This window comes from Janthinobacterium sp. BCJ23, from assembly GCF_059617945.1.
This window is the reverse complement of sequence record NZ_JCAQAW010000002.1, coordinates 538,193-559,112: the sequence shown is the minus strand read 5'-3', so window position 1 is coordinate 559,112 and position 20,920 is coordinate 538,193. Positions and strand designations below refer to the sequence as shown.

Here is a 20,920-nt window from a genome sequence, read left to right as displayed (position 1 = left end):
CGTAGGTCGGATTAGCGCTTGCGCGTAATCCGACAACATTGTTGTCTCTGCGGTGATGTCGGGTTACGCCCTTTGGGCTAACCCGACCTACGCGGCTGCCGTCGGGTTGTGAATTTCACGCCACTTTATTCGCCACCAATTCCAGCTGGTGCCGCATCTCCACCGACTGCACCAGCAAAGCCCGGATATCGTTGATCAGGTTGAACTCCGTCTGGTTCAATTGGATCGGCGGGAAGCTGTCGTCCCAGTCGCCATATAAAAATCCCGTGGGATGGCCGTTGGCCGACAGCGGCAGCACGACGAAGCTGCGCGCTTCCGACAACGTCGCTTTCCACCATTGCGGCAGCTTGGCGGCAAATTTCGGGTCGCGCGCATTGTCGATGAAGATCACGCGGTCGCTATTGAGGGCCGCGTGGAACACGTTCGGCTCATACGCGTCGCCAAACACCATCAAATCCTGCAAGTCGGCCATGCCTTCGCCCATGCTGATGCGCGCCGAATACAGATGATCCCTGTGGTTGCGCACGAACGCCACCGAGCGCGAAAAATCGAAGCCCTGGTGCAGCGTTTCGAGCGCCATCGAGACCATCTGTCCCGGGCTGGCGCTGCCGATGGCGCTGCGCAGGTCGGCCAGGCCGCCGATCAATACGCGGTTGCCTTCGGCGCGCATGCGCGTCGACGCCAGCTGGCGCGCGCGCCGTTCGGCCGGTTTCGACAGGGGCGCGATCGACAGGTCGGCCGCCGCCATCGCCTTGGCCTTGTCCACGGCCACCACGAGGTCGGTCGCCGTGATGCCCAGGGTGCCCGCATAATCGTCGATCAGCGCGTGCACTTGCGCCGCGCCGGCCGCGTCGTCATGCCACAGCGAGTCGGCGCAGCGCGCCGCCATCGTCGACAGGCCCGCCATCCAGTCGGCGCCGCTGACGGGAGAGTTGTCCGGCGACGGGTCCATCGGACGCATGCCGTTGATCAGGTGCTGCGGCAAGCCCCAGTGGGCGGCCGTGGCATAGCCCACTTCGGGCAGCGACAGCCCTAAAATTTCGCGCGCGGCGGCAGCCTCGTTGCCGGGACCCGCATGCGCCTGCATGCGCGCCCAGAAGTCCGTCATGTAGAACGTCACCATCATGCGGCCCAGGGTGTGCAGCATCGAGCAGACGACGGCCTGCTCCGCCTGCAGGCTGCCAGCGCTGGTGGCCACCTGCTGCGCCACCATCCCGGCCAGCACGGCCTTTTCCATTTCCACATGGGCGCTGACGGAATCGGGCGACGCCTGCGAAAGCTCTTCGATCAGCTTCAGGCCCAGCGCCAGATGGCCGATGGCGTCGATGCCCAGCACCAGCACGGCCTTCGACACCGTGTTGACCCGCTGGCCGAAGGCCGAATACATGCCGCTGTTGGCCAAGCGCAGCACCTTGTGTGTGAGGACAGGGTCGGACAGCACCGTTTGCGTGATGTCGAATTCGTGGTCGTCCTCGCCGCGCATGGCGCCGAGGATGGCGCTGATGGCTTTCGCGAAGCCGGGCATGTCGCCCTGCTGGCGCGTGCGCGCCCACAGCAGGTCGAGGGTGTTCTTGCCCAGCTGTGTCGGTACCGTGAAATGACCTGGATTCATTGCACCCCTCCGCGCGGTTCATTGGCAGACGGCACAGGCACCAGCGCCGCATAGGTTTTGTCGCTCAAGGCCGCTAGCGCGGCATGGGCCGGCATCGGTTTGCCCGTCAGGTAGCCTTGCACGTACTGGCAGCCGCGCGACTCGATGAAATGCATCTGCTCTTCGGTTTCCACGCCTTCGGCCACCACGGACAAATTCAAATGCTTGGCCAGGTCGAGAATGGTGTTGCAGATGGCCGCATCCTTGCTTGATGCGGGCAAGTCCTTGATGAAGGTGCGGTCGATCTTCAGCACGGAAATGGGGAAGCGCTTCAGATACGCGAGCGAAGAATAGCCGGTGCCGAAATCGTCGATGGCGATGCGCGCGCGGCGCTCCGTCATCTTGACGAGGATGGTTTCCGCATGCACGGGGTCAATCATCAAGGTGCCTTCCGTGATTTCCAGCACCAGGTGTTCGCCCGAGAGTCCCGAAAACGCGATCGCGTCATCGAGCACGTCGAGGAATTTGTCGTTGCGGAACTGGCGCGGGCTGATATTGACGGAGATGTACAGCGGCCGCTTGGCCACTTCCTGGAATTGCTTGAGCTGCACGCAGGCCGCCTTCAATGCCCAGGCACCGAGCAGATTGATCAGGCCATTGGCTTCGGCAATCGGGATGAAGCGCACGGGCGGCACCAGGCCCAGGGTCGGATGCTTCCAGCGCATCAGGGTTTCGAAGCCCTGGATTTGCCGCGTGTGCGCATCGACGATGGGCTGGTAAAAGAGCAGGAATTCGCCTTCGCGCACGGCTTGGAACATGGCCGCTTCCAGCGAGATGTCGTGTTCCGACGGGCCGTTCAAACGCGGGCTGTAGACCAGGCAGCGGGCCTTGCCCGTTTCCTTGGCGCGCGACATGGCCGCATCGGCCAGCGCCACCAGGCGCACTTCATCTTCCGCGTGCAGCGGATAGATCGACACGCCCACGGAGGCGCCCACGTAGATCGTGTGGCCGTCGACTTCGAATGGCGCCTGCAGGGTGGCCAGCAGGCGGCCCGTCACCAGCTTGATCTGCGCGTCCGTGGCGCTGCCGGGCAGCACGGCGACGAATTCATCGCCGCCCACGCGCGCCAGCGTGTCGCTGTCGCGCAGGGTCTTGCGCAGGCGCGCGGCGGCCAGGCGCAGCACGGCGTCGCCGACGGGGTGGCCCAGGCCATCGTTGACCTTTTTAAAGCCATCGAGGCCGATGGTGGCGACGGAAAAGCCCTGGCCCGAACGTGCGGCCTGGGCGATCACCATGCGGATGCGGTCCGACAGCAGCAAACGGTTCGGCAAGCCGGTCAGCGCATCGTGCGTGGCCATGTGGCGCAGCCTTTCTTCCGTATTGTGCTGGGCCGACGTGTCGCGCCCGACCACCAGCAATTCGGCCACACCGGCCGCGTTCATATAAGAAGACAGGCGCAGCTCGAACCAGATTTCCTGGTCCGGCGTTTGCAGGCGCACTTCCAGGCGGCCCGGTTCTTCCAGCGCGTCTTCCAGCGCAGCCTGCAGCGCCGCGCGCGACGCTTCGGTGGCCAGCGGCAGCAGCAAGTGGCCGGTCAGGCCCGATGGCGCGCCAAACAGGGTGGCCGCGCGCTTGCTGGCGAACAGGATCAGGCCGTCCGTATCGAGCCGGAACACGACGTCGCCTGCCTCTTCCATGAGGTTGTCCAACTCGTGGCGGGCCTCGCGGTGGGCGGCGGATGGGGTACTGGAAAACATCGTGCTGGCTTTTACCTTTTTATTATCAGTGCCGGCGCTCGCTGCAGGGCAGCGCGCCAACGGAAAGAGTGCGTCGTGCGTGACGCGCGCCATAGGGGCCGAAAGAGCGGCTATCGGAACGCGATCCACACGAAATGTATCATTGAAAAGCACCCGATTACATGAAATAGAGCAACATTGCTTCAGGTTTTGTAAATATTCCTGCCTTCCATGAAAAAAATCATGCTACGCGACACACACAGGCATTTTCATTCTCTATGGAAACATTTATCTGCGCTTGCTTCCACTGGCGCGCTTGCCCCGCCATGCGCTTTACGCTAGTCTGGCTGGCAGGCGGTGTTGACAGTGCGCCAGCGACGGCAAGGGCGCCATGATAACAAATCGCGGGAGACCCCCATGAATGCTTTTGATACACATGAAGTTTTCAACCAGGCTACGCCGTTCGAAAACGTCAATCTGTTTGCCTGCGACCCGGCGCTGATCGAAGCGCTGCTGCGCGAAGGCGGCGGCGCGGCGCTGCAGGAGCTCGACGCGCTGGGCGAGAAGCTGGGTCGCGCCGAGACCTATGCGCTGGCGCGCCTGGCCAATATCCATACGCCCGAGTTGCAGCAGTTCGACCGGGCCGGGCGTCGCATCGATGAAGTGCTGTTCCATCCGGTCTGGCATGAACTGATGGCCATCCTCGTGGGTGCGGGCACGCACGCTTCGCCGTGGGCCGAGCCCGGTCCCGGCGCCCAGGTGGCGCGCGCGGCCGCCTATCTATTAGTGGGACAGGTGGAAAACGGCACGCAGTGTCCCGTGACGATGACGTATGCCTCGGTGCCGGCCTTGCGCCAGGCGGTGGAGCTGCCACAGATCGCGCAGCGCTGGCTGCCGAAAATCCTGTCGCGCGACTACGATCCACGCTCCCTGCCCGTGGAGCGGAAGCGGGGCGCCTTGGTCGGCATGGGCATGACGGAAAAGCAGGGCGGTTCCGATGTGCGCAGCAATACCACGCGCGCCGTGCCCGTGCCGGCGGCCGAGGCGCAAGCCCTGTTCGGCGACGAGGCTGATGGCGTCTGGCGCATCGTCGGCCACAAATGGTTTTTTTCGGCGCCCCAGTGCGACGCCCATCTGATCCTGGCGCAGGCGGACGAGGGCGGATTGTCGTGCTTCTTCCTGCCCCGCTACCTGCCCGACGGCAGCCGCAATGCCATCCGCGTGCAACGTCTGAAAGATAAATTGGGCAACCGCTCGAATGCCTCGTCGGAAGTGGAATTTACGAATGCCTACGGCTGGCTCGTGGGGCAGCCGGGGCGGGGCATACCCACGATTCTGGAAATGGCCAGCCATACGCGTCTCGATTGCGTGCTGGGCAGCACCGGCATCATGCGCGCCGCCTTGACGCAGGCGCTGCACCATGCGCGCCAGCGGGCCGTGTTCGGCAAGCCGCTGGCCGAGCAGCCGCTGATGCAAAACGTGCTGGCCGACCTGGCGCTCGAATCGGAAGCGGCCACGGCCTTTGCGCTGCGCCTGGCCCGCTGTTTCGATGAAAAGGACGACCCGCGGCAAGCGATGCTGGCGCGCGTGCTCACGCCGGCCGGCAAATACTGGATCTGCAAGCGCGGTCCCGGCTTCGGCTTCGAGGCCATGGAGGTGCTGGGCGGCACTGGCTACGTGGAAGACGCGCCGCTGGCGCGCCTGTACCGCGAACTGCCCGTCAACTCGATCTGGGAAGGCTCGGGCAATGTGATGTGCCTCGACGTCTTGCGCGCCTTCGGCAAGTCGCCGGCCGCGCGCGACGCCCTGGCGGCCGAGCTGGCGCTGGCCGGCGATGATGACGCCGCCTTTGTTGCCTACCGCGCGCTGCTGCTGGCCGACCTGGACGGGCCGCAGACTGATGAATTTGGCGCCCGGCAATTGTCCGAACGCATCGTGCTTGCCGTGCAGGCGGCCTTGCTGCTGCGCCATGCGCCGCCGTTTGTTGCGCAAGCATTCCTGCAGTCGCGGCTGGTGCAGGCGCCGGGCGGGGCGTATGGCCGCTTGCCCGCCGGCACCGATTGTGCGGCCATCCTGGCGCGCGCGCTGCGCGAGTATTGATTTCAATAAAACCGATTATTTCAAAAATTCCGGCCACAGGCGGGCTGCGGGCTGGGATAATGCCGCAATCCATCATTTTATCGATACACAGCGCGCTTGCGGCCATGCTTGCCGCCGCGCCAGACAGTAGAGAAAGAAAAACAATATGAAACAAGACCCACGCTTCCCGAATTTGTTCATTACCGATCACCCTTTGATCCAGCACAAACTGAGCCACATGCGCGAGCACGACACGTCGACGCGCACCTTCCGCGAATTGCTCAAGGAAATCACTCTGCTGATGGGCTATGAAATCACGCGCGACCTGCCGCTGACGACGCGCGAAATCAAGACCCCGCTCGTCACCATCGACGCGCCTGTTATCGCCGGCAAGAAACTGGCCATCGTGCCCATCCTGCGCGCCGGCATCGGCATGAGCGATGGCTTGCTGAACCTGGTGCCATCGGCGCGCGTCGGCCACATCGGCGTGTACCGCGACCCGGCCACGCACATGCCCGTGGAATACCTGGTGCGCCTGCCGGACCTGAATGAGCGCACCTTCATCCTGTGCGACCCGATGGTAGCGACCGGCAATTCGGCCGTGTACGCCGTCGACGTGCTGAAAAAACGCGGCGTGACGGACGAGCAGATCATCTTCCTGGCCCTGGTGGCCGCACCGGAAGGCGTGACCGTGTTCCAAAACGCGCATCCGAACGTCAAGATGTTCTGCGCCGCGCTCGATTCGCATCTGGATGACCACGCCTATATCGTGCCGGGCCTGGGCGACGCCGGCGACCGCATCTTCGGCACCAAGTAAGCAGCGTCAGGCGAGTATTGCGATGGCAACCTTGATCGACCCGGACTTTCGCGCGCGTTTGCGTGCCCTGAATGAAAAATATGCGGCTGGCGTGCCGGCCCTGTTGCAGGCGATCACGCAGGCAAGCAGCCGCTGCGACAGCGAAGGCCCCCGTTTGGAACCGTTGACGGAGCTGCACCGCGCGCTGCATGCGGTGGCCGGCTCGGCCGCCACCTTCGGCTTTGCCGCGCTGGGCCAGGAATGCCGGCGCATCGAACAGCTGGTGCGCGCCATGCTCAATGCCCCTGCGCAAGCAGTGGCGGAATGGCCCGGCGTGCGGGCGCAAGTGACGGCGCTGCTGGACTGGGCGGGACGCGATGCCGCCGCCACCCATTTCACGGCGTGAGCGACCGCACCATATAGATGTGGTTGCAATGATTCATTTGATACAACGCAAAGCACCCGCGTCGAAGATTAGGATATAGTGTCTCCATGCCGCTGGTACAGGGCGCCGCAAGACGGGGATTTGGCTATTAAAGTAGTGTTCGTAAGTTTATTTTGCGAAAGAATGGTTTTTCTCAGTTTTGTTGGTATAATTGGGCATCGTTGGATTCGAGGTAGTAGTGCAGTTTGTCTGTCATTTCTTTCTTGCTTCAAACGATATAACGGGCGCAAGCCCAACTTAACTGAAATAGGAAATTGTAATGGCAACTGGCATCGTAAAATGGTTCAATGATTCGAAGGGTTTCGGCTTTATTACCCCTGACGAAGGCGGCGAAGATCTGTTCGCTCACTTCTCGGCTATCCAGTCGAACGGCTTCAAGTCCCTGCAAGAGAACCAACGCGTTTCTTTTGAAGTGACCGCTGGCCCTAAAGGCAAGCAAGCTTCGAACATTCAGCCAATCTAATACGCTGGATCAAACGAAATAAAGAAATCCTCGGTCTCCGAGGATTTTTTTTTCGCCTAAATTTCCGTGAAGTAGCGGTTTTGCGAGTGTTTTATGGGCTACGCGGCTCTTTTCGGCGTGCTTTGCGTCATCAGGTAGGTCGGCTTAGCGCTTGCGCGTAAGCCGACAAGAGTGGCGTTGGCAAGATGTGTGGGCTGGTGTCGGCTTACGCTGCGCTAAGCCGACCTACGCTTGCCAATGCTGATCCGGGAGTTGTTGTTTCCTCATGCGTCACGACGCCGGACAAAACCGTCGCGAGCGGAAGGAAGAGGTGGCCGAGAAGCGCAACCGTACTCTAGTACGGTGAGCATCACAGGCCGCCTATGCCGACGCGCAGCAGGTTTGGTCCCGCGTCTTCAAATAGCCCGTTCGCGCCAGTAGTCGGGTTGCGAATAACTGTGCCTTAAAAAATCCACGAACGCCCGTATGCGCAGCGGCAAGTGGCGGCGCTGGGCGAACACGGCGTAAATGTCATTGCCCGGGGCGGCGAACTGGTCCAGCACCGTCACCAGCTGGCCCGAGGCGATCTCGGCGCCCACTTCCCACATCGAGCGCCATGCCAGGCCTTTGCCTGCCAGTGCCCAGTCGTGCAGCACTTCGCCATCGTTGCAGACCATATTGCCCGCCACCTTTAAAATGATGTTCTTGCCATTTTCGCGGAAGGTCCAGCCCCGCTGGCTGCCTTCGCTGCTGATCGCCAGGCAATTGTGTTTCGCCAGGTCGGCCGGGATACGGGGCGTGCCCGCCCGTTTCAAATAGGCGGGCGAGCCGACGAGCACGCGCTGGTTGTCGGCCAGCTTGGTGCTCACGAGCGAGGAATCGGACAGGCTGGCGATGCGGATGGCCACGTCGATGCCTTCGCCGATCAGGTCCACGAGGCGGTCGTTCAGGTTCAGCGACACCGTCACGTCGCGGTGTTCGGCGACAAACGAGGGAATCAGTGGTGCCACGTGCTGGCGTCCGAAGCCGGCCGGCGCGGAAATGAGCAAATGGCCGCTGGCCTTCACGCTGCGCTCGGCCACGGCCGCTTCTGCCTCTTCCAGTTCGCCGAGGATGCGCTGGCAATCTTCGAGGAAGGCGGCGCCTTCATTCGTCAAGGCCAGCTTGCGCGTCGTACGCTGCAGCAATTTGACGCCCAGTCGCTGCTCCAGCGCATCGAGGCGCCGGCCTATCATGGCTGGCGCGATGCCTTCCGCGCGCGCGGCGGCCGATAGGCTGCCCTTGGCGACCACTTCCACGAACGTTGATATTTGTCTGAACTGCCCCATGCTGTGCTCCCGCGATGCCATCACTTGTGATAAAAACGCATAGATGAAGTGATTTTTAATCTCGTTTCCATGCCTTATAGTGCAATACTATAGAACAAACGCGCCGCCCGGCAGAGTGTTTTTGCGCCTCTGTCCAGCTTGTTCGCGCAGTCGTTCAGCTTATACTTGGATCACCAGATTACCTTTGCTTATATTGACTAAAAACCGGAGAACTTCATGACGCAGAACACGATCGCACTTCCAGAAGGCATGCAAATCACGGGTGACATCCATCCCGGCTACGAACAGATCTTGACGCCGGCCGCGCTGGCGCTGGTGGCCAAGCTGACGCGTGAATTCGAGCCGCGCCGCCAGCAATTGCTGGCCGTGCGCGTGGAGCGGGCCAAGCGCCTCGACGCGGGCGAGCGTCCTGATTTCTTGCCGGAAACCGCACACATCCGCGAAGGCGACTGGAAGATCGCGCCGATCCCGAAGGCGCTCGAATGCCGCCGTGTGGAAATCACGGGCCCCGTCGAGCGCAAGATGGTCATCAACGCCTTCAATTCGGGCGCGGACAGCTACATGACGGACTTCGAGGATTCGAACACGCCGAACTGGGACAACCAGATCACGGGCCAGATCAATATGTTCGATGCCGTGCGCAAGACGATTTCGCTCGAGCAAAATGGCAAGTCGTACAAGCTGAACGACAAGATCGCGACACTCGTCGTGCGTCCGCGCGGATGGCACCTCGATGAAAAGCACGTGCTGGTCGATGGCAAGCGCATTTCCGGCGGCATTTTCGATTTCGCCCTGTTCATGTTCCATAACGCCAAGGAACAACTGGCGCGCGGCGCCGGTCCGTATTTCTACCTGCCGAAGATGGAATCGCACCTGGAAGCGCGCCTGTGGAACGATATTTTCGTCATGACGCAAAACGAATTGGGCTTGCCACAAGGCACGATCAAGGCGACCGTGCTGATCGAAACCATTTTGGCCGCGTTTGAAATGGATGAAATCCTGTACGAGCTGAAAGAGCACAGCTCGGGCCTGAACGCGGGCCGCTGGGATTACATCTTCTCGTGCATCAAGAAATTCAAGCTGGACAAGGATTTCTGCCTGGCCGACCGCGCGAAAGTGACCATGACGGCACCGTTCATGCGCGCCTATGCCTTGCTGTTGCTGAAAACTTGCCACAAGCGTGGCGCGCCAGCTATCGGTGGCATGGCAGCCTTGATCCCTATCAAGAACGATCCGGAAAAGAACGACATCGCCATGGGCGGCGTGCGCAACGACAAGGCGCGCGATGCCACCGACGGCTACGACGGCGGCTGGGTGGCCCATCCGGGCCTGGTGGAACTGGCCATGGGCGAGTTCACCAAAGTGCTCGGCGACAAGCCGAACCAGATCGAGAAACAGCGTCCCGACATCGATGTGAAAGCGTCGGACCTGCTGAACTTCCAGCCGGAAGCGCCGATCACGGAAGCGGGCTTGCGCTACAACATCAACGTCGGCATCCACTACCTGGGCAGTTGGCTGGCCGGCAATGGTTGCGTGCCTATCCACAACCTGATGGAAGACGCGGCCACGGCCGAGATCAGCCGCTCGCAAGTGTGGCAGTGGATCCGCTCGAGCAAGGGTGTGCTGGAAGATGGCCGCAAGGTGACGGCCGAGATGGTGCGCGCCATGATTCCGGAAGAGCTGGCCAAAGTGCAGCGCGATGCGCCAGGTGGCAACGGCCCGACCTATGTGCGCGCCGGCCAGATTTTCGAGGAAATGTCGACGTCGGAATCGTTCGCCGAATTCCTGACTTTGCCGCTGTACGAGGAAATCTGATCCTGATCAAATAGATCAATAAAAAATCCCGGCAGTACCTGATGGTATCGCCGGGATTTTTCTTTTTGGAAGCAGAAGCTTAAAAACTATTCTTCCACATCCGTAGTGCGGCAAATGCTTCCACGGGCGAGGCATCTGCCGTCAGCTTGCCTTCCACCTTCAGGCTGGTCAGGATCGCCGGTTCGCGGTAGCGCAGGAAGGGGTTTGTGGCCTTTTCAAGGGCAATGGTCGACGGCACGGTCGATAATCCTTGCTGGCGCTTTTCCGTGTCGATGGCGATGCGCTCCTGCAAGGCCACATTGCCCGGTTCGACGGCGTTGGCAAAGCGCAAATTGGACAAGGTGTACTCATGCGCGCAAAATACCTCGGTATCGTCGGGCAGGGCGGCCAGCTTGCCCAGTGAATCGGCCATCTGGCCCGGTGTGCCTTCGAACAGGCGGCCGCAGCCGCCCGCAAACAGGGTGTCGCCGGAAAACAGCCATGGTGCGCCGCTGCGCTCGTCACGCTGGCGCACGTAGGCGATATGCCCCTTCGTATGGCCGGGCACGTCGATGACGTTCATCTGCAAACCCAGCTCGGGCACATGGGCGACATCGCCTTCGGCAAGCGGTTCCGTGATGGCTGTGATAGCCTCATTGCGCGGGCCGAAGACGGGGACGGCGAAATGCTGCAACAATTCAGGCACGCCACCCGTGTGGTCGGCGTGATGATGCGTGAGTAAAATGGCGGACAAGGTCAGCTGATGGGCTTGCAGCGCATCGAGGATGGGCATCGCGTCGCCGGGGTCGACCACGGCGGCGTGGCGGCCGTCGTGGATCAGCCACAGGTAATTGTCGGCAAAGGCGGGCACGGCAAGTACCGATAGAGCGTGTTCAGGGGAGTGTGTCATGAGCAAAAGAGAAAACTGAATGGACAGTGTGGCATCCGAAAAATCCATTATAGCGCTTGACGGCTGGCTGCAGACGCCGGCCGGTCTGTACGTGCGCGCCTGGGAGCAGCAATGCCTCGACAGCCTGACCGTCGATATCTTCGGTTTTAATGCCGTGCAGATCGGCTTGCCCCAGCTCAACGCGCTGGCCGCCAACCGCATGCCGAACAAATGGCTGCTCGATGCGCGCTTGCCTCCGCGCCCGCCGCAAGAGAAGCGCCTGACCCTCGTGTCGGCCTTCGATGAGTTGCCGTTCGATTCGCAAAGCCTGGACCTGGTGGTCTTGCCGCACGTACTCGAATTTGCCGCCGAGCCGCACCAGGTCTTGCGCGAAGTCGAGCGCGTGCTGATCCCGGAAGGGAGAGTGATCGTCTGCGGCTTCAATCCGGCCAGCCTGTGGGGCATGCGCCAGGGGGTGGGGCGGGTCACGGGCCGCCACTACCTGCCGCAGGCAGGCGAGCTGATCTCTATGCCGCGCATGAAAGACTGGTTAAAATTGCTCAACATGGGCGTCAGTCAAAGCTACTTCGGCTGCTACGCACCTGCCTGCAGGACAGAAAAATGGCTGCGCCGCAACGCTTTCATGGACAAGGCGGGTGCGCGCTGGTGGCCATATCTGGGCGCAGTGTATATAGTGCAGGCGATCAAGCGCGTCAAAGGGATGCGTTTGATCGGTCCGGCGTGGACCAAGAAACCGGCGACGGCGCCCGCAGGCGCACCGGTCACGAATAAAAGGCGGGAACAGCAAGATGGATAAGGTTGAGATTTACGCCGATGGCGCATGCAAGGGCAACCCCGGCACTGGCGGTTGGGGTGCACTGATGGTGGCCGATGGCGCCAAGAAAGAAATTTATGGCGGGGAACTGAATACGACGAATAACCGCATGGAATTGAAAGCCGTGATCGAAGCCTTGACGGCGCTCAAACGTCCGTGCCAGGTAGTGTTGTATACCGATAGCCAGTATGTCCAGAAGGGCATCAGCGAATGGATCCACGGCTGGAAGGCGCGCGGCTGGAAAACGGCGGCCAAGGCGCCGGTGAAAAACGTCGACCTGTGGCAGGCGCTCGACATCGCCCAGGCCGTGCATGAAGTGGAGTGGCGCTGGGTGCGCGGCCATAACGGACATCCGGGCAACGAGCGGGCCGATCAACTGGCCAACTTGGGCGTGGAAACGGTACGTGCGTAAGAATATCCAAGCTCGGGAGTTGTAATCGCAGGGCACAGTTTTGCTATACTGTGCCCTTCGCTTTTTGCTTTTACGACTGAATCTGCCATGCGTCAAATTGTTCTCGATACTGAAACCACCGGCCTGAACCCGCGCACGGGCGACCGCATCCTGGAGATCGGGGCGGTCGAGCTGAACAACCGCATGTTGACGGGGAATAATTTCCACCATTACATCAATCCGGAGCGCGATTCGGAAGAGGGCGCGTTGGCCGTCCACGGATTGACGACGGAATTCCTCAGCGACAAACCGAAATTCGCGGAAATCGCCGACGAGTTCCGTGCCTACATCGCCGGCGCCGAGCTGATCATCCACAACGCCCCGTTCGACATCGGCTTCCTGAACGCGGAATTCAAGCGCCTGAACCTGCCGCCAGTCCACGAGCAAGTGGTTGGCGTGATCGACACCCTGGTGCAGGCGAAGGAAATGCATCCGGGCAAGCGCAACTCGCTTGACGCCCTGTGCGACCGCTATGGCGTCTCGAACGCTCACCGCAAGCTGCACGGCGCGCTGCTCGACTCCGAATTGCTGGCCGACGTCTACCTGGCCATGACGCGCGGGCAAAACAGCCTGAGCATGGAAGAAGAAGTGGAAGTGGCCGCCGACGGCGCCGTGCTGGAAATCGTGCCCCTGGCCGAAGTCATCTTCCAGAGCGCCACGGCCGACGAGCTCGCCGCCCACGAAGCCACCATCGCCGGCCTCGACAAGGCCGCCAAAGGCCAGTGCATCTGGACCGCCGTCACGTCGCCGCCAGCGGCCGCCTGAGAAAAAGCGGGGCTAGGTAAATTTCCTCTTGCCAGCCCTTGCAGATGCCGCAACACCTATGCGATAATTCGCCTCGCTTCGGGAGGTTAGCTCAGGGGTAGAGCACTGCATTCACACTGCAGGGGTCGCAAGTTCGAAACTTGCACTTCCCACCAAAATTTTAGTTTGTATTCAAAGACTTGGATTTCATATCTTGTCTGAATAGGAACTTGGGGCAAATCTGGGGCAATGGGTTGTTAACCCGCTGTCCAGCCCCAAACGATACGGCCGCTTCCTGCGGCCGTTTTCACGTCAAGCGAGTACACAAGCTTAGCTTGCGGGCGCTTCCTTGCGACGAAATTGTTAAGCTAAACCAGCGCCAGACCTATTTGTTGCCAGCGCCAGCGGGTGCATTGCTGCGCCCTCCGCCAGATGGCTTGCCCGTTGCACTTGGCCACCCTCCGCCATTTCCTTGCCCACGGCCACCGCCAGATGCTCCGCCACCTTTACTGCCACCGCCCTGGGACCCACCACTACGGCCTCCGTTATTACCGCTACCTTTGCTCATTTTTATCTCCTTTCCGGATCACTGTGAATCGCCACGAGTCTGCTGGACACCCGCTAGCCTTTCTCGGAATGCAGCTCATTTCTTGTCGCCTTTGTTGCTTGCCGCTTCACATCACGGACATGCGGCATTCGCCAGGCCTCCGGTGTTGCAAGCGTTGAGGTAGCCTTGCGCCACTGCGGGCGTCAATTTGCCGCCCGTCTGTGCGTTTATGAATGCTGTGCGACAAGCGCTTTGACCGTTGCTCCCCGGGACAATCGTTTGAGCGTTCATGCGTTGAACATAGGTGACGGGGTCGACGCCACAGAGCAGGGCGTTGCTTTGCGCGACAAACGCTCCGGCAGCGTTCTGGACGATATTGGTCGCTTGTTCGCAGTTGTTGGCCTGAGTGCGCACTGTCAGGTGGAGAGGGACGGGCGGGTTCACGCCATTTGGCTGGAGGCCGAAAGTCAAGTGAACGTCGGGTTGTGCGGCAGTCAATTCACACACTTGCAGGTTTTGCGTAGCAGGGCTCAGGCTTTTGCAGAGGCCGCTGGTGGCGGCATTGCCATAAAACGCCAGCGATGGGCATCGATTGGGAACCTGCGCCAAAGCACAGGAGGAGGCGGACAACAGCGAAACGATCATTGCGGCATGGCGCATCTGGGATTTCATCTTGTTCCTTTCGACTTGGTTGAATGGTTGAGTTTGGTATCTCAAATTGAGGTCTGGCGAGTAGCTCCAGGATGTAAGAAATACAAATCCTATATGTTTCTACTGAAGAAAAACTATTCAAATGTAATAATATTAATTTTTTGAAAATATCGTTGATGTGCATCAGTGGTGTCCCGTTCCAACTGAGGACAAGTACGCTTTCCAGCTATCGGGGATGTTATCTGCTGATGCGATAGCGCTCTTGATCCTTTCCTTGGGAGGAAAAATTATCGATCCGGCTGCCGTGCGATCGTCCCGATTCCGGCTCAGGAAGTACGGATCGTCTTCGGTCAAGTGTTGCAGGGCGTCAAAAAGCGCTGTGATTTGCGCGTTCAGCTGTGACAGTCCCTCGGTTTGCTGGCGCTGGGCATGTTCCAGGCGGCGCAGTGATTGTTTGTGCTGGGGAATGATGGGAAGGGCTGAGCGGGCGTGTTAGAGTAGCTGGCATTGTCCCTCTCCCTGGAGCGCGGTCCCCGCGCAGGGAACGAGGGAGGTGAGTGAGAGGCTGGTGCAGTGTTCGGATCTGACATACCGTCTCACCGATTTCCCGGTTGAACCCATCGATCATTTGCCGGGCTACAGCACGCTGGGACGTTGCCTCCGTATGCCGATCATGCAACTGACGGCAGGTTGCGGCATGATTGCTGCGGTATTCCTGCAGGCGTGTCAGGATCGGTCGCCGCTGAACGGCGCGCGTCAAGCGTCGGTGATCGGCGTTGAGCAACCGCAGGTTCGCCTGCCGGCTTAACATCATTGGCATGCCCGCTGCTTCCGCAGGTAGGGCAGCCCAGTTCGCCGCTGCTCGGCTCGGCACCATCGTTCATGAAGACAAGGCTGCCCGACGTCGAGGCGATCAACTGGCCAGCGGCGCGCGCGGTCGCGATGGCCTGCTGCGTTTCTGGCGAGAGGTCGCTGAAATGGATTGATCCGCGCTTCCCTCAGCGATTCTCCTCAAAGCATTTGCCGACAGGCACCCGGCGGCTTGCCGATGACGCGCTTGAAAGCACGACTGAACGCGGCTTGAGATGTATAGCCAAGGCGTCGGGCGACGACGTCGATGGATACTCTTTCGTGAGTGAGCAATTGTGTGGCAAGACGCATTCTCAATTCCGTGGCATAGCGCAGGGGCGGCACTCCGATGGTGGTTTCAAAGCGTCGCGCGAAGACTGAGCGGGAGATATGACACTCCGCAGCCAACTGTGCAACTGTCCATTCACGACCAGGCTGGCGGTGCAGCGCCAATATGGCACGAGCAAGGCGCGGATCACGCAAGGCGGCGAGGAGACCAGAAGCGTTTTCACAACCGGATTCAATCCAGCCGCGCACGATCATTGCTGCCGCGACCTCCGCCAGGCGAGCCAGAATGCCTGCAAAGCCAATACGGCCGGCGCAGATTTCACGCTTCATTGAATCAAGAACAGGCAGTAACCCAGGATAGCCTTGCGCTTGCGTGTCAGCCACCATGACGGTTGGCATCAGCTTGCCGATCCCTTGCATCCCGCCGAGATCGAATTCCATGCAGCCGTAAAAAATAACCGCACTGGGCACGGGGTGCGTACTGGGACATGTGTCTACTCCGCTAACGGATTCACCAAGGGGCGCGGCATCGAACTTTGCGATGTCCTGAAATGCAATACCCGCATCCGATAGAAGCTGATGTCTCCGACCGTGAGGCAGGAACGCCGCGCTACCGGCGGACAGCTGATGCAACTCACCATCATCCGTACATATGAAGGCAGTGCCAACGGCCAGGAAGTGGAAGTAGGCGTGGCCTGGCTTGTCTTCAAAGCCTATGCCGAAAGCTGGACCGGTCTGAATGCGGCGGTACTGGACTCCACGCAGGCGCATGCCTGTCAATAGTTCACTGACGAGATTAGATGATGGAGAAATTTGACTTTGCTTGCTCATTTTAGGTGTTTTGATCAAAACATCAGGATTTACCATCATAGATCATCCTGGATTTTACCTCTAGACTTTCGACTCCGATTGTTTTAGGGATTGTAGAGATGAACAACGATGTTTTTGCTACCGGGCAAACGCCCAACGCGAACGATGCGTCTGTTTTAGAGCCAGCGGCAGCAGCATGGATGGCAGTGTTTTCACTGGCAATGGGGGTTTTCGGTTTACTGACGGCGGAGTACCTGCCAGCCAGTCTATTGACCCCGATGGCCTTCGATCTTGGCGTATCGGAGGCACTAGCTGGTCAGGCAGTGACGGTGACGGCCGTCGTGGCCATGTTCGCCGGGCTGTTGGTGCCAGGTCTCACGCGTCATTTTGACCGGCGTGTCGTCTTGTTGGCTTTCACGGTGCTGATGATCGCCTCCAACCTGCTGGTGGCGTTGTCCTCAAACTTGACAGTATTGTTGGTGATGCGCATTCTTCTGGGCGTCGCGTTAGGCGGCTTTTGGAGCATGGCGGCAGCCGTGGCTATGCGGCTGGTGCCGGCAAAGTTGGTGCCGCGAGCGCTCTCCATCATATTCAGCGGCATCGCCATCGGGACGGTCGTTTCCGTACCGTTGGGCAGCTACTTGGGGGGGCTATATGGCTGGCGCAGTGCATTTATAGCAGCCGCGGCTGTCGGAGGGCTAACACTTTTGTTTCAATTGTTCACGCTGCCCCGTATGGCGCCGCGCACGATGATGCGCACCACATCGGTACTGGGACTGCTCCGTCGCCCGGGGATTGGGATCGGGATGCTGGGCTGCGTACTTGCCCATACCGGGCAATATGCATTGTTCACCTATATTCGCCCCGCTCTTGAAAGCGTTGTCCAAATAGATGTAAACGGTTTGTCTCTGATGCTCCTGGGTTTTGGTGTCGCCAACTTCGTTGGCACGCTGCTGGCCGGCTGGCTAATGGAGCGTAGCCTGCGTGCTACTTTAGTGCTCATGCCTGCGCTGGTGGGCTTGGCGGCATTCGCCATGATTTTACTGCCAGTCCAAGGAACAGGCCTGATGCTTTTGGTCGCTTTGTGGGGCCTGGCGTTCGGCGGCGTACCTGTCGCCTGGTCCAACTGGGTAGCCCGTGCCGTCCCTGATCAAGCGGAGACAGCTGGTGGCATGGTCGTCGCTGCGGTGCAATCTTCAATAGCTGCCGGCGCTGCATTGGGTGGCATGATGTTCGGGTTTGGTGGAGTGACAGGCGTTTTCATTATTGCTGGCGTTGTGATGCTGCTCGCTGCTCTCGTTATCGCTTTAAGAGTTCGGGTCGAATTGCCGCAGTGAACCGCCACAAGTTCGCTAGACGCTCTTCAGGCGATCAAAATCCTGCTTTTCGCAATTGAGCGGGTTGGAAGGCTCATGATGACCAGTCCACTGTGAGCGTGCAAAGTCCCCGATCTGGCTGAGCGCACGAAGTAGATGACCGGCTAGTTTATCGTAGCCAACTGTGCCGTCATGGCGCTCAAAAGCAGGCGCTCTGCTGTTGCCTCGCTCAGCTATGCCATCCTTCGCCGGCAGTTATGGCTAGGGAAGGCCTGCTTTTGCTCGCTCATACGGCCGTTGAATCGTTCAACCATGCCGTTCGTTTGCGGATCCCGGGGCGGTGCCAGGTGGTGTTCGATGCTCATATCTGCTTGGCCAGTTCTGTTCCAGCAAACTGAAAACCTCTGACATTGGCAAAAATCGGATCCTTGAGTTCCTGCAACTAGTGATGAGGGAACGCGGTTTTCAGTGCTTTTCGATAGAAAAAGGCGCCACCGCCGACCAGAATAATATTTTTAATGTCAGCAGCGCCTTGCGGAAGCGATCGATTGATGATTTCCTTATCCATGATGGTCTTCTTTTGATAATTGCCGCGACAAGATGACTGTTCAGGGCGGTGGGCTGAGTCGTTAATATGCGCCTCCCGGCATCAAGCCGGGCTGCGGCAATTGCTCGGCGTAGGCTAATTGCCCACGGCCCGATCCGGAATGATCCATTGGAAATCCGTGAGGGTGAAGGGTGCCAGGCACGAACTCTTGGGGTTGAGCGAGGCGCGCAGGTTCGGGCATTGCGGATTTTGATAGCTGGCCACGCCCGGTGTCATGGCTTTAAAGCTGCTGGGCCAGCCTGCGTTGGCGTGGCAGGTGTAGCAGCTGGTGCCGACCGGGTGCGTCACCAGTTCGATGTACGGGTTGGTGGCGACGGGGAGCAGGTCCGGGTTGCCTTTTTCCGGGATGCCGTAGGCTTCCGTCAGCAGATAATGTTTCCACGGTCCCGTGGCCTGGATGTCGGCCGGGCGGTTGGCGGCATACGGCATGCTGCCGGGGCGGTCCGACCACCACACGCTTTGCAGGCCCCAGCTTGGGATTTCCTTGGTATTGATGTGCATGGCCACCGTGACCAGGTAGTCGCCGGCGCCGAAGGGCTGGCCGTTCAGCCAGTAGCAGGCGGCGTTGATGATGGCCTTGTCGGCTTCATCGAAACTGGCCCAGTCGGCCGCACTCACCTTGTGGTGGTAGAAGTCCTGCAAACCGTATACCTTGGCGGCTTTGGTGATGACGGGCCATGGCGTGGTGGTATCGTGCTGGTACAGGCCGTGCAGGTAGCTGACCTTGGCCATCTGGCCCACCTGCTTGCCGTCCGGGTCGATGGCAATGGCCGTACGCCACTTTTCGTAGCCCGCATAACCGGTATATTTGGCGCTGAAGTCGTCGTGCCACACGGGCAATGCGGTCAATCCCCTGGCTTTGACGGGCCAATACATGTGCTTGGTCACGACATAGCTGGCTGGCGCATTCAGATTGTGCACGCGCTTGGCTGGATCGTCCTTGCTGTACAAGGCATCGAGCGTGCTTTGCTTGTAGACGGGCTGTTTCGGGTCGCGGATGAAATCGAGCGCCTCCTTGCTCAGCGATTCCGTCGCGATCATGATATCGCCGTTGAAGGCGAAGTGGATGCCGTCGCGGATGCTGATTTTGACTTTTCCCCCTTCCGTCGTGCGGACTATGGCGCCAGGATATGCGGTGATGACCTGTTCCGGGATGCGGTAAAACGGTGTGTTTTGCACGTTGACGGGAGTCAAAGTGCTCGCCCCCAGGCGGCCCATGCGGCGCTTGGCTGGCTTCACCTCCGCCGTGGCGGCTGCCGCATCGCCGTTCAACGCTGCGGTGTCGGCGAACGCGTCAGTGCCGTTGGGCCAGGTGTACCAGACCGGCCAGTCCAGGCCGGCGGCTGGCTGCATGATGCCGGCCCACAAACGCCAGCCGTGCGCGCGCACGACGGCGTTGTCGCCTGTCTTTACGGCCGTCTGCAGCGCGCGGGTTTCTGCCGGTTCCAGATAGCCATAGCCTTTGGGGAAGGGCTGGTAGGCGGGCGTGCCGGCCGCTGCGGTGGCGCAGAACAAGACGGCGAGGCTGGCGGACACTGACTTGGGAGCGGACATGAGTGCACCTGTTTAAGTTGAGTTATTGAAAGACATAGTATCCGCAAATAATTGATGAAATCTCAATAATTGTCACCGCTGATTGCCCTGGCGAACGACACCGTGTATGGTCTCGCAAGCCCGGCGCCTGGCTGGTGCCGCCGGGCGTTTGATTGCCTCATCTGAATGACATACACATGAAAAATACCAACAAGGCCACCCTGACCGGGCTGGGCGCCATTCTGCTGTGGAGCGCCATTATCGGGCTGATCCGCAGTGTCACTGACCTGCTGGGACCCACGGGCGGGGCGGCGATGATGTACAGCGTGGCGTCAGTGTTCCTGCTGCTGTCCGTGGGTTATCCGAGGCTGAGCGAATTTCCGCGACGCTACCTGGTCTGGGGCAGTGTGCTGTTCGTTACCTATGAGCTGTGCCTGGCGCTATCGATCGGTTATGCGAGCACGGCGCGTCAGGCCATCGAGGTGGGCATGGTGAATTATCTGTGGCCGACCTTCACCATTGTCGCGGCCATCCTGTTCAACGGGCAAAAGAGCAATTTCCTCATCGTGCCAGGTTTCCTGCTGTCCGTCGTCGGCATCTGCTGGGTGCTGGGCGGCGAGCAGGGCTTTGACCTGGCCGGCACCGTGGCCAATGTGCGGAGCAGCCCGCTCAGCTATGGCCTGGCCTTCGCGGGCGCGCTGATCTGGGCCGCGTATTGCACCGTGACGGCGCGCCTTGCGCAGGGCAAGAATGGCGTGACCCTGTTCTTCATCCTCGTTTCCATCAGCTTGTGGGTCAAGTATTTGCTGCAAGGGGGCGGCCAGATGGCGTTCACTGCCGAGGCCGTCACTTATCTGGTCCTGGCCGCGGGCGCCATGGGCTTTGGCTACGCCGCGTGGAACGTGGGTATTCTTCACGGTAACGTCACGATCCTCGCTGGCGCTTCGTATTTCATCCCCGTGCTGTCTGCCGCGCTGTCGTCGCTGCTGCTGCGCACGCCGCTGTCGCTGGCCTTCTGGCAAGGCGCGGCCATGGTGTGCGGCGGCGCCATCCTGTGCTGGCTGGCGACGCGGGCGGGACGTGCCAGGCCGGTCATCAGCTAGCACTAGCCGAAACACGCCGCCGCGCAACCGGCCAGGCGGTGCGGGCGGGGCTATTGACGCCTGCGCCATGCGGGCAGGATCAAGGT

19 protein-coding genes, 1 tRNA gene and 1 pseudogene are annotated in these 20,920 nt (G+C 60.3%); 12 read left to right on the top strand and 9 right to left on the bottom strand.

The genetic code is table 11. The annotated features are described in order from the left end of the window. Positions 1-115 precede the first annotated feature (115 nt). Complete coding sequence (locus AC54AG_RS08645; RefSeq protein WP_070302727.1) at positions 116-1,612, bottom strand: HDOD domain-containing protein; 1,497 nt, start codon at positions 1,610-1,612, stop codon at positions 116-118. Continuing rightward, positions 1,609-3,348: a putative bifunctional diguanylate cyclase/phosphodiesterase gene (locus AC54AG_RS08640; RefSeq protein ID WP_034756356.1), complete on the bottom strand. Its 1,740-nt coding sequence runs from the start codon at positions 3,346-3,348 to the stop codon at positions 1,609-1,611. The genes AC54AG_RS08645 and AC54AG_RS08640 overlap by 4 nt, the downstream gene beginning before the upstream one ends. A gap of 396 nt (positions 3,349-3,744) precedes the next feature. Here AC54AG_RS08640 and AC54AG_RS08635 point away from each other — a divergent pair, with 396 nt between their 5' ends. The 4 genes from AC54AG_RS08635 (at position 3,745) to AC54AG_RS08620 (ending at position 7,110) form a co-directional block, all read left to right on the top strand. After that, positions 3,745-5,427 (top strand): isovaleryl-CoA dehydrogenase, encoded by a 1,683-nt coding sequence (locus AC54AG_RS08635; protein WP_496630040.1) that lies wholly within the window; start codon positions 3,745-3,747, stop codon positions 5,425-5,427. A 145-nt stretch (positions 5,428-5,572) separates the two neighbouring features. Further along, the gene (gene upp / locus AC54AG_RS08630) at positions 5,573-6,223 is read left to right on the top strand and encodes a uracil phosphoribosyltransferase (protein ID WP_046682928.1); all 651 of its coding nucleotides are present in this window, start codon (positions 5,573-5,575) and stop codon (positions 6,221-6,223) included. A gap of 22 nt (positions 6,224-6,245) precedes the next feature. Then, positions 6,246-6,608: an Hpt domain-containing protein gene (locus AC54AG_RS08625; protein WP_072453374.1), complete on the top strand. Its 363-nt coding sequence runs from the start codon at positions 6,246-6,248 to the stop codon at positions 6,606-6,608. A gap of 298 nt (positions 6,609-6,906) precedes the next feature. Beyond that, positions 6,907-7,110: a cold-shock protein gene (locus AC54AG_RS08620; RefSeq protein WP_010398811.1), complete on the top strand. Its 204-nt coding sequence runs from the start codon at positions 6,907-6,909 to the stop codon at positions 7,108-7,110. A 395-nt stretch (positions 7,111-7,505) separates the two neighbouring features. Here AC54AG_RS08620 and AC54AG_RS08615 read toward each other — a convergent pair whose 3' ends face one another. Continuing rightward, on the bottom strand, positions 7,506-8,417 hold the full coding sequence (locus tag AC54AG_RS08615) for a LysR family transcriptional regulator (RefSeq protein ID WP_034755572.1): 912 nt from the start codon (positions 8,415-8,417) through the stop codon (positions 7,506-7,508). Positions 8,418-8,633: 216 nt separating this feature from the next. Between AC54AG_RS08615 and aceB the strand changes: the two genes are divergently transcribed. Further along, on the top strand, positions 8,634-10,232 hold the full coding sequence (aceB, locus tag AC54AG_RS08610; RefSeq protein ID WP_496630039.1) for a malate synthase A: 1,599 nt from the start codon (positions 8,634-8,636) through the stop codon (positions 10,230-10,232). 79 nt (positions 10,233-10,311) lie between these two features. On the opposite strand, the gene gloB is transcribed toward aceB, so the two are convergent. After that, positions 10,312-11,121, bottom strand: a complete 810-nt coding sequence (gene gloB / locus AC54AG_RS08605; protein ID WP_496630038.1) for a hydroxyacylglutathione hydrolase — start codon at positions 11,119-11,121, stop codon at positions 10,312-10,314. 19 nt (positions 11,122-11,140) lie between these two features. Here gloB and AC54AG_RS08600 point away from each other — a divergent pair, with 19 nt between their 5' ends. The 4 genes from AC54AG_RS08600 (at position 11,141) to AC54AG_RS08585 (ending at position 13,306) form a co-directional block, all read left to right on the top strand. Beyond that, entirely contained in the window at positions 11,141-11,917 is a 777-nt protein-coding gene (locus AC54AG_RS08600; protein WP_496630037.1) for a class I SAM-dependent methyltransferase, read from the top strand. Then, the gene (gene rnhA / locus AC54AG_RS08595; RefSeq protein WP_034755581.1) at positions 11,910-12,347 is read left to right on the top strand and encodes a ribonuclease HI; all 438 of its coding nucleotides are present in this window, start codon (positions 11,910-11,912) and stop codon (positions 12,345-12,347) included. The genes AC54AG_RS08600 and rnhA overlap by 8 nt, the downstream gene beginning before the upstream one ends. Before the next feature lie 87 nt (positions 12,348-12,434). Then, positions 12,435-13,151, top strand: a complete 717-nt coding sequence (gene dnaQ / locus AC54AG_RS08590; protein WP_034755584.1) for a DNA polymerase III subunit epsilon — start codon at positions 12,435-12,437, stop codon at positions 13,149-13,151. A gap of 80 nt (positions 13,152-13,231) precedes the next feature. Next, positions 13,232-13,306: transfer RNA gene (locus tag AC54AG_RS08585), tRNA-Val, on the top strand. 503 nt (positions 13,307-13,809) lie between these two features. Here the strand turns inward: AC54AG_RS08585 and AC54AG_RS08580 are convergent. Then, on the bottom strand, positions 13,810-14,349 hold the full coding sequence (locus AC54AG_RS08580) for a hypothetical protein (RefSeq protein ID WP_139143344.1): 540 nt from the start codon (positions 14,347-14,349) through the stop codon (positions 13,810-13,812). 532 nt (positions 14,350-14,881) lie between these two features. On the opposite strand from AC54AG_RS08580, the gene AC54AG_RS08575 reads away from it, so the two are divergent. Beyond that, positions 14,882-15,136 (top strand): hypothetical protein, encoded by a 255-nt coding sequence (locus tag AC54AG_RS08575; protein ID WP_496630035.1) that lies wholly within the window; start codon positions 14,882-14,884, stop codon positions 15,134-15,136. Positions 15,137-15,339: 203 nt separating this feature from the next. Here AC54AG_RS08575 and AC54AG_RS08570 read toward each other — a convergent pair whose 3' ends face one another. Further along, positions 15,340-16,335, bottom strand: coding sequence for an AraC family transcriptional regulator (locus AC54AG_RS08570; protein WP_072453403.1), 996 nt, complete (start codon positions 16,333-16,335; stop codon positions 15,340-15,342). Positions 16,336-16,394: 59 nt separating this feature from the next. Here AC54AG_RS08570 and AC54AG_RS08565 point away from each other — a divergent pair, with 59 nt between their 5' ends. After that, complete coding sequence (locus AC54AG_RS08565) at positions 16,395-17,612, top strand: MFS transporter (RefSeq protein WP_496630033.1); 1,218 nt, start codon at positions 16,395-16,397, stop codon at positions 17,610-17,612. Between the two features lie 260 nt (positions 17,613-17,872). Here AC54AG_RS08565 and AC54AG_RS08560 read toward each other — a convergent pair. From AC54AG_RS08560 to AC54AG_RS08550, 3 genes and pseudogenes are all read right to left on the bottom strand, one after another. Then, a pseudogene (locus AC54AG_RS08560) lies at positions 17,873-17,953 on the bottom strand (integrase core domain-containing protein); the annotation flags it as partial. A gap of 80 nt (positions 17,954-18,033) precedes the next feature. After that, entirely contained in the window at positions 18,034-18,159 is a 126-nt protein-coding gene (locus AC54AG_RS08555; RefSeq protein WP_496630032.1) for a hypothetical protein, read from the bottom strand. Positions 18,160-18,273: 114 nt separating this feature from the next. After that, entirely contained in the window at positions 18,274-19,752 is a 1,479-nt protein-coding gene (locus tag AC54AG_RS08550) for a hypothetical protein (RefSeq protein WP_496630030.1), read from the bottom strand. 176 nt (positions 19,753-19,928) lie between these two features. Between AC54AG_RS08550 and yddG the strand changes: the two genes are divergently transcribed. Continuing rightward, entirely contained in the window at positions 19,929-20,834 is a 906-nt protein-coding gene (gene yddG / locus AC54AG_RS08545; protein WP_496630029.1) for an aromatic amino acid DMT transporter YddG, read from the top strand. The last annotated feature ends 86 nt before the right edge of the window (positions 20,835-20,920 follow it).

What these genes read in the sequence shown, in the direction of transcription:
- AC54AG_RS08645 (WP_070302727.1), bottom strand. Translation starts at nt 1,612, where the DNA reads ATGAATCCAGGTCATTTCACGGTACCGACACAGCTGGGCAAGAACACC.
- AC54AG_RS08640 (WP_034756356.1), bottom strand. Translation starts at nt 3,348, where the DNA reads ATGTTTTCCAGTACCCCATCCGCCGCCCACCGCGAGGCCCGCCACGAG.
- AC54AG_RS08635 (WP_496630040.1), top strand. Translation starts at nt 3,745, where the DNA reads ATGAATGCTTTTGATACACATGAAGTTTTCAACCAGGCTACGCCGTTC.
- upp (WP_046682928.1), top strand. Translation starts at nt 5,573, where the DNA reads ATGAAACAAGACCCACGCTTCCCGAATTTGTTCATTACCGATCACCCT.
- AC54AG_RS08625 (WP_072453374.1), top strand. Translation starts at nt 6,246, where the DNA reads ATGGCAACCTTGATCGACCCGGACTTTCGCGCGCGTTTGCGTGCCCTG.
- AC54AG_RS08620 (WP_010398811.1), top strand. Translation starts at nt 6,907, where the DNA reads ATGGCAACTGGCATCGTAAAATGGTTCAATGATTCGAAGGGTTTCGGC.
- AC54AG_RS08615 (WP_034755572.1), bottom strand. Translation starts at nt 8,417, where the DNA reads ATGGGGCAGTTCAGACAAATATCAACGTTCGTGGAAGTGGTCGCCAAG.
- aceB (WP_496630039.1), top strand. Translation starts at nt 8,634, where the DNA reads ATGACGCAGAACACGATCGCACTTCCAGAAGGCATGCAAATCACGGGT.
- gloB (WP_496630038.1), bottom strand. Translation starts at nt 11,121, where the DNA reads ATGACACACTCCCCTGAACACGCTCTATCGGTACTTGCCGTGCCCGCC.
- AC54AG_RS08600 (WP_496630037.1), top strand. Translation starts at nt 11,141, where the DNA reads ATGGACAGTGTGGCATCCGAAAAATCCATTATAGCGCTTGACGGCTGG.
- rnhA (WP_034755581.1), top strand. Translation starts at nt 11,910, where the DNA reads ATGGATAAGGTTGAGATTTACGCCGATGGCGCATGCAAGGGCAACCCC.
- dnaQ (WP_034755584.1), top strand. Translation starts at nt 12,435, where the DNA reads ATGCGTCAAATTGTTCTCGATACTGAAACCACCGGCCTGAACCCGCGC.
- AC54AG_RS08580 (WP_139143344.1), bottom strand. Translation starts at nt 14,349, where the DNA reads ATGAAATCCCAGATGCGCCATGCCGCAATGATCGTTTCGCTGTTGTCC.
- AC54AG_RS08570 (WP_072453403.1), bottom strand. Translation starts at nt 16,335, where the DNA reads ATGATGGTAAATCCTGATGTTTTGATCAAAACACCTAAAATGAGCAAG.
- AC54AG_RS08565 (WP_496630033.1), top strand. Translation starts at nt 16,395, where the DNA reads ATGAACAACGATGTTTTTGCTACCGGGCAAACGCCCAACGCGAACGAT.
- AC54AG_RS08555 (WP_496630032.1), bottom strand. Translation starts at nt 18,159, where the DNA reads ATGGATAAGGAAATCATCAATCGATCGCTTCCGCAAGGCGCTGCTGAC.
- AC54AG_RS08550 (WP_496630030.1), bottom strand. Translation starts at nt 19,752, where the DNA reads ATGTCCGCTCCCAAGTCAGTGTCCGCCAGCCTCGCCGTCTTGTTCTGC.
- yddG (WP_496630029.1), top strand. Translation starts at nt 19,929, where the DNA reads ATGAAAAATACCAACAAGGCCACCCTGACCGGGCTGGGCGCCATTCTG.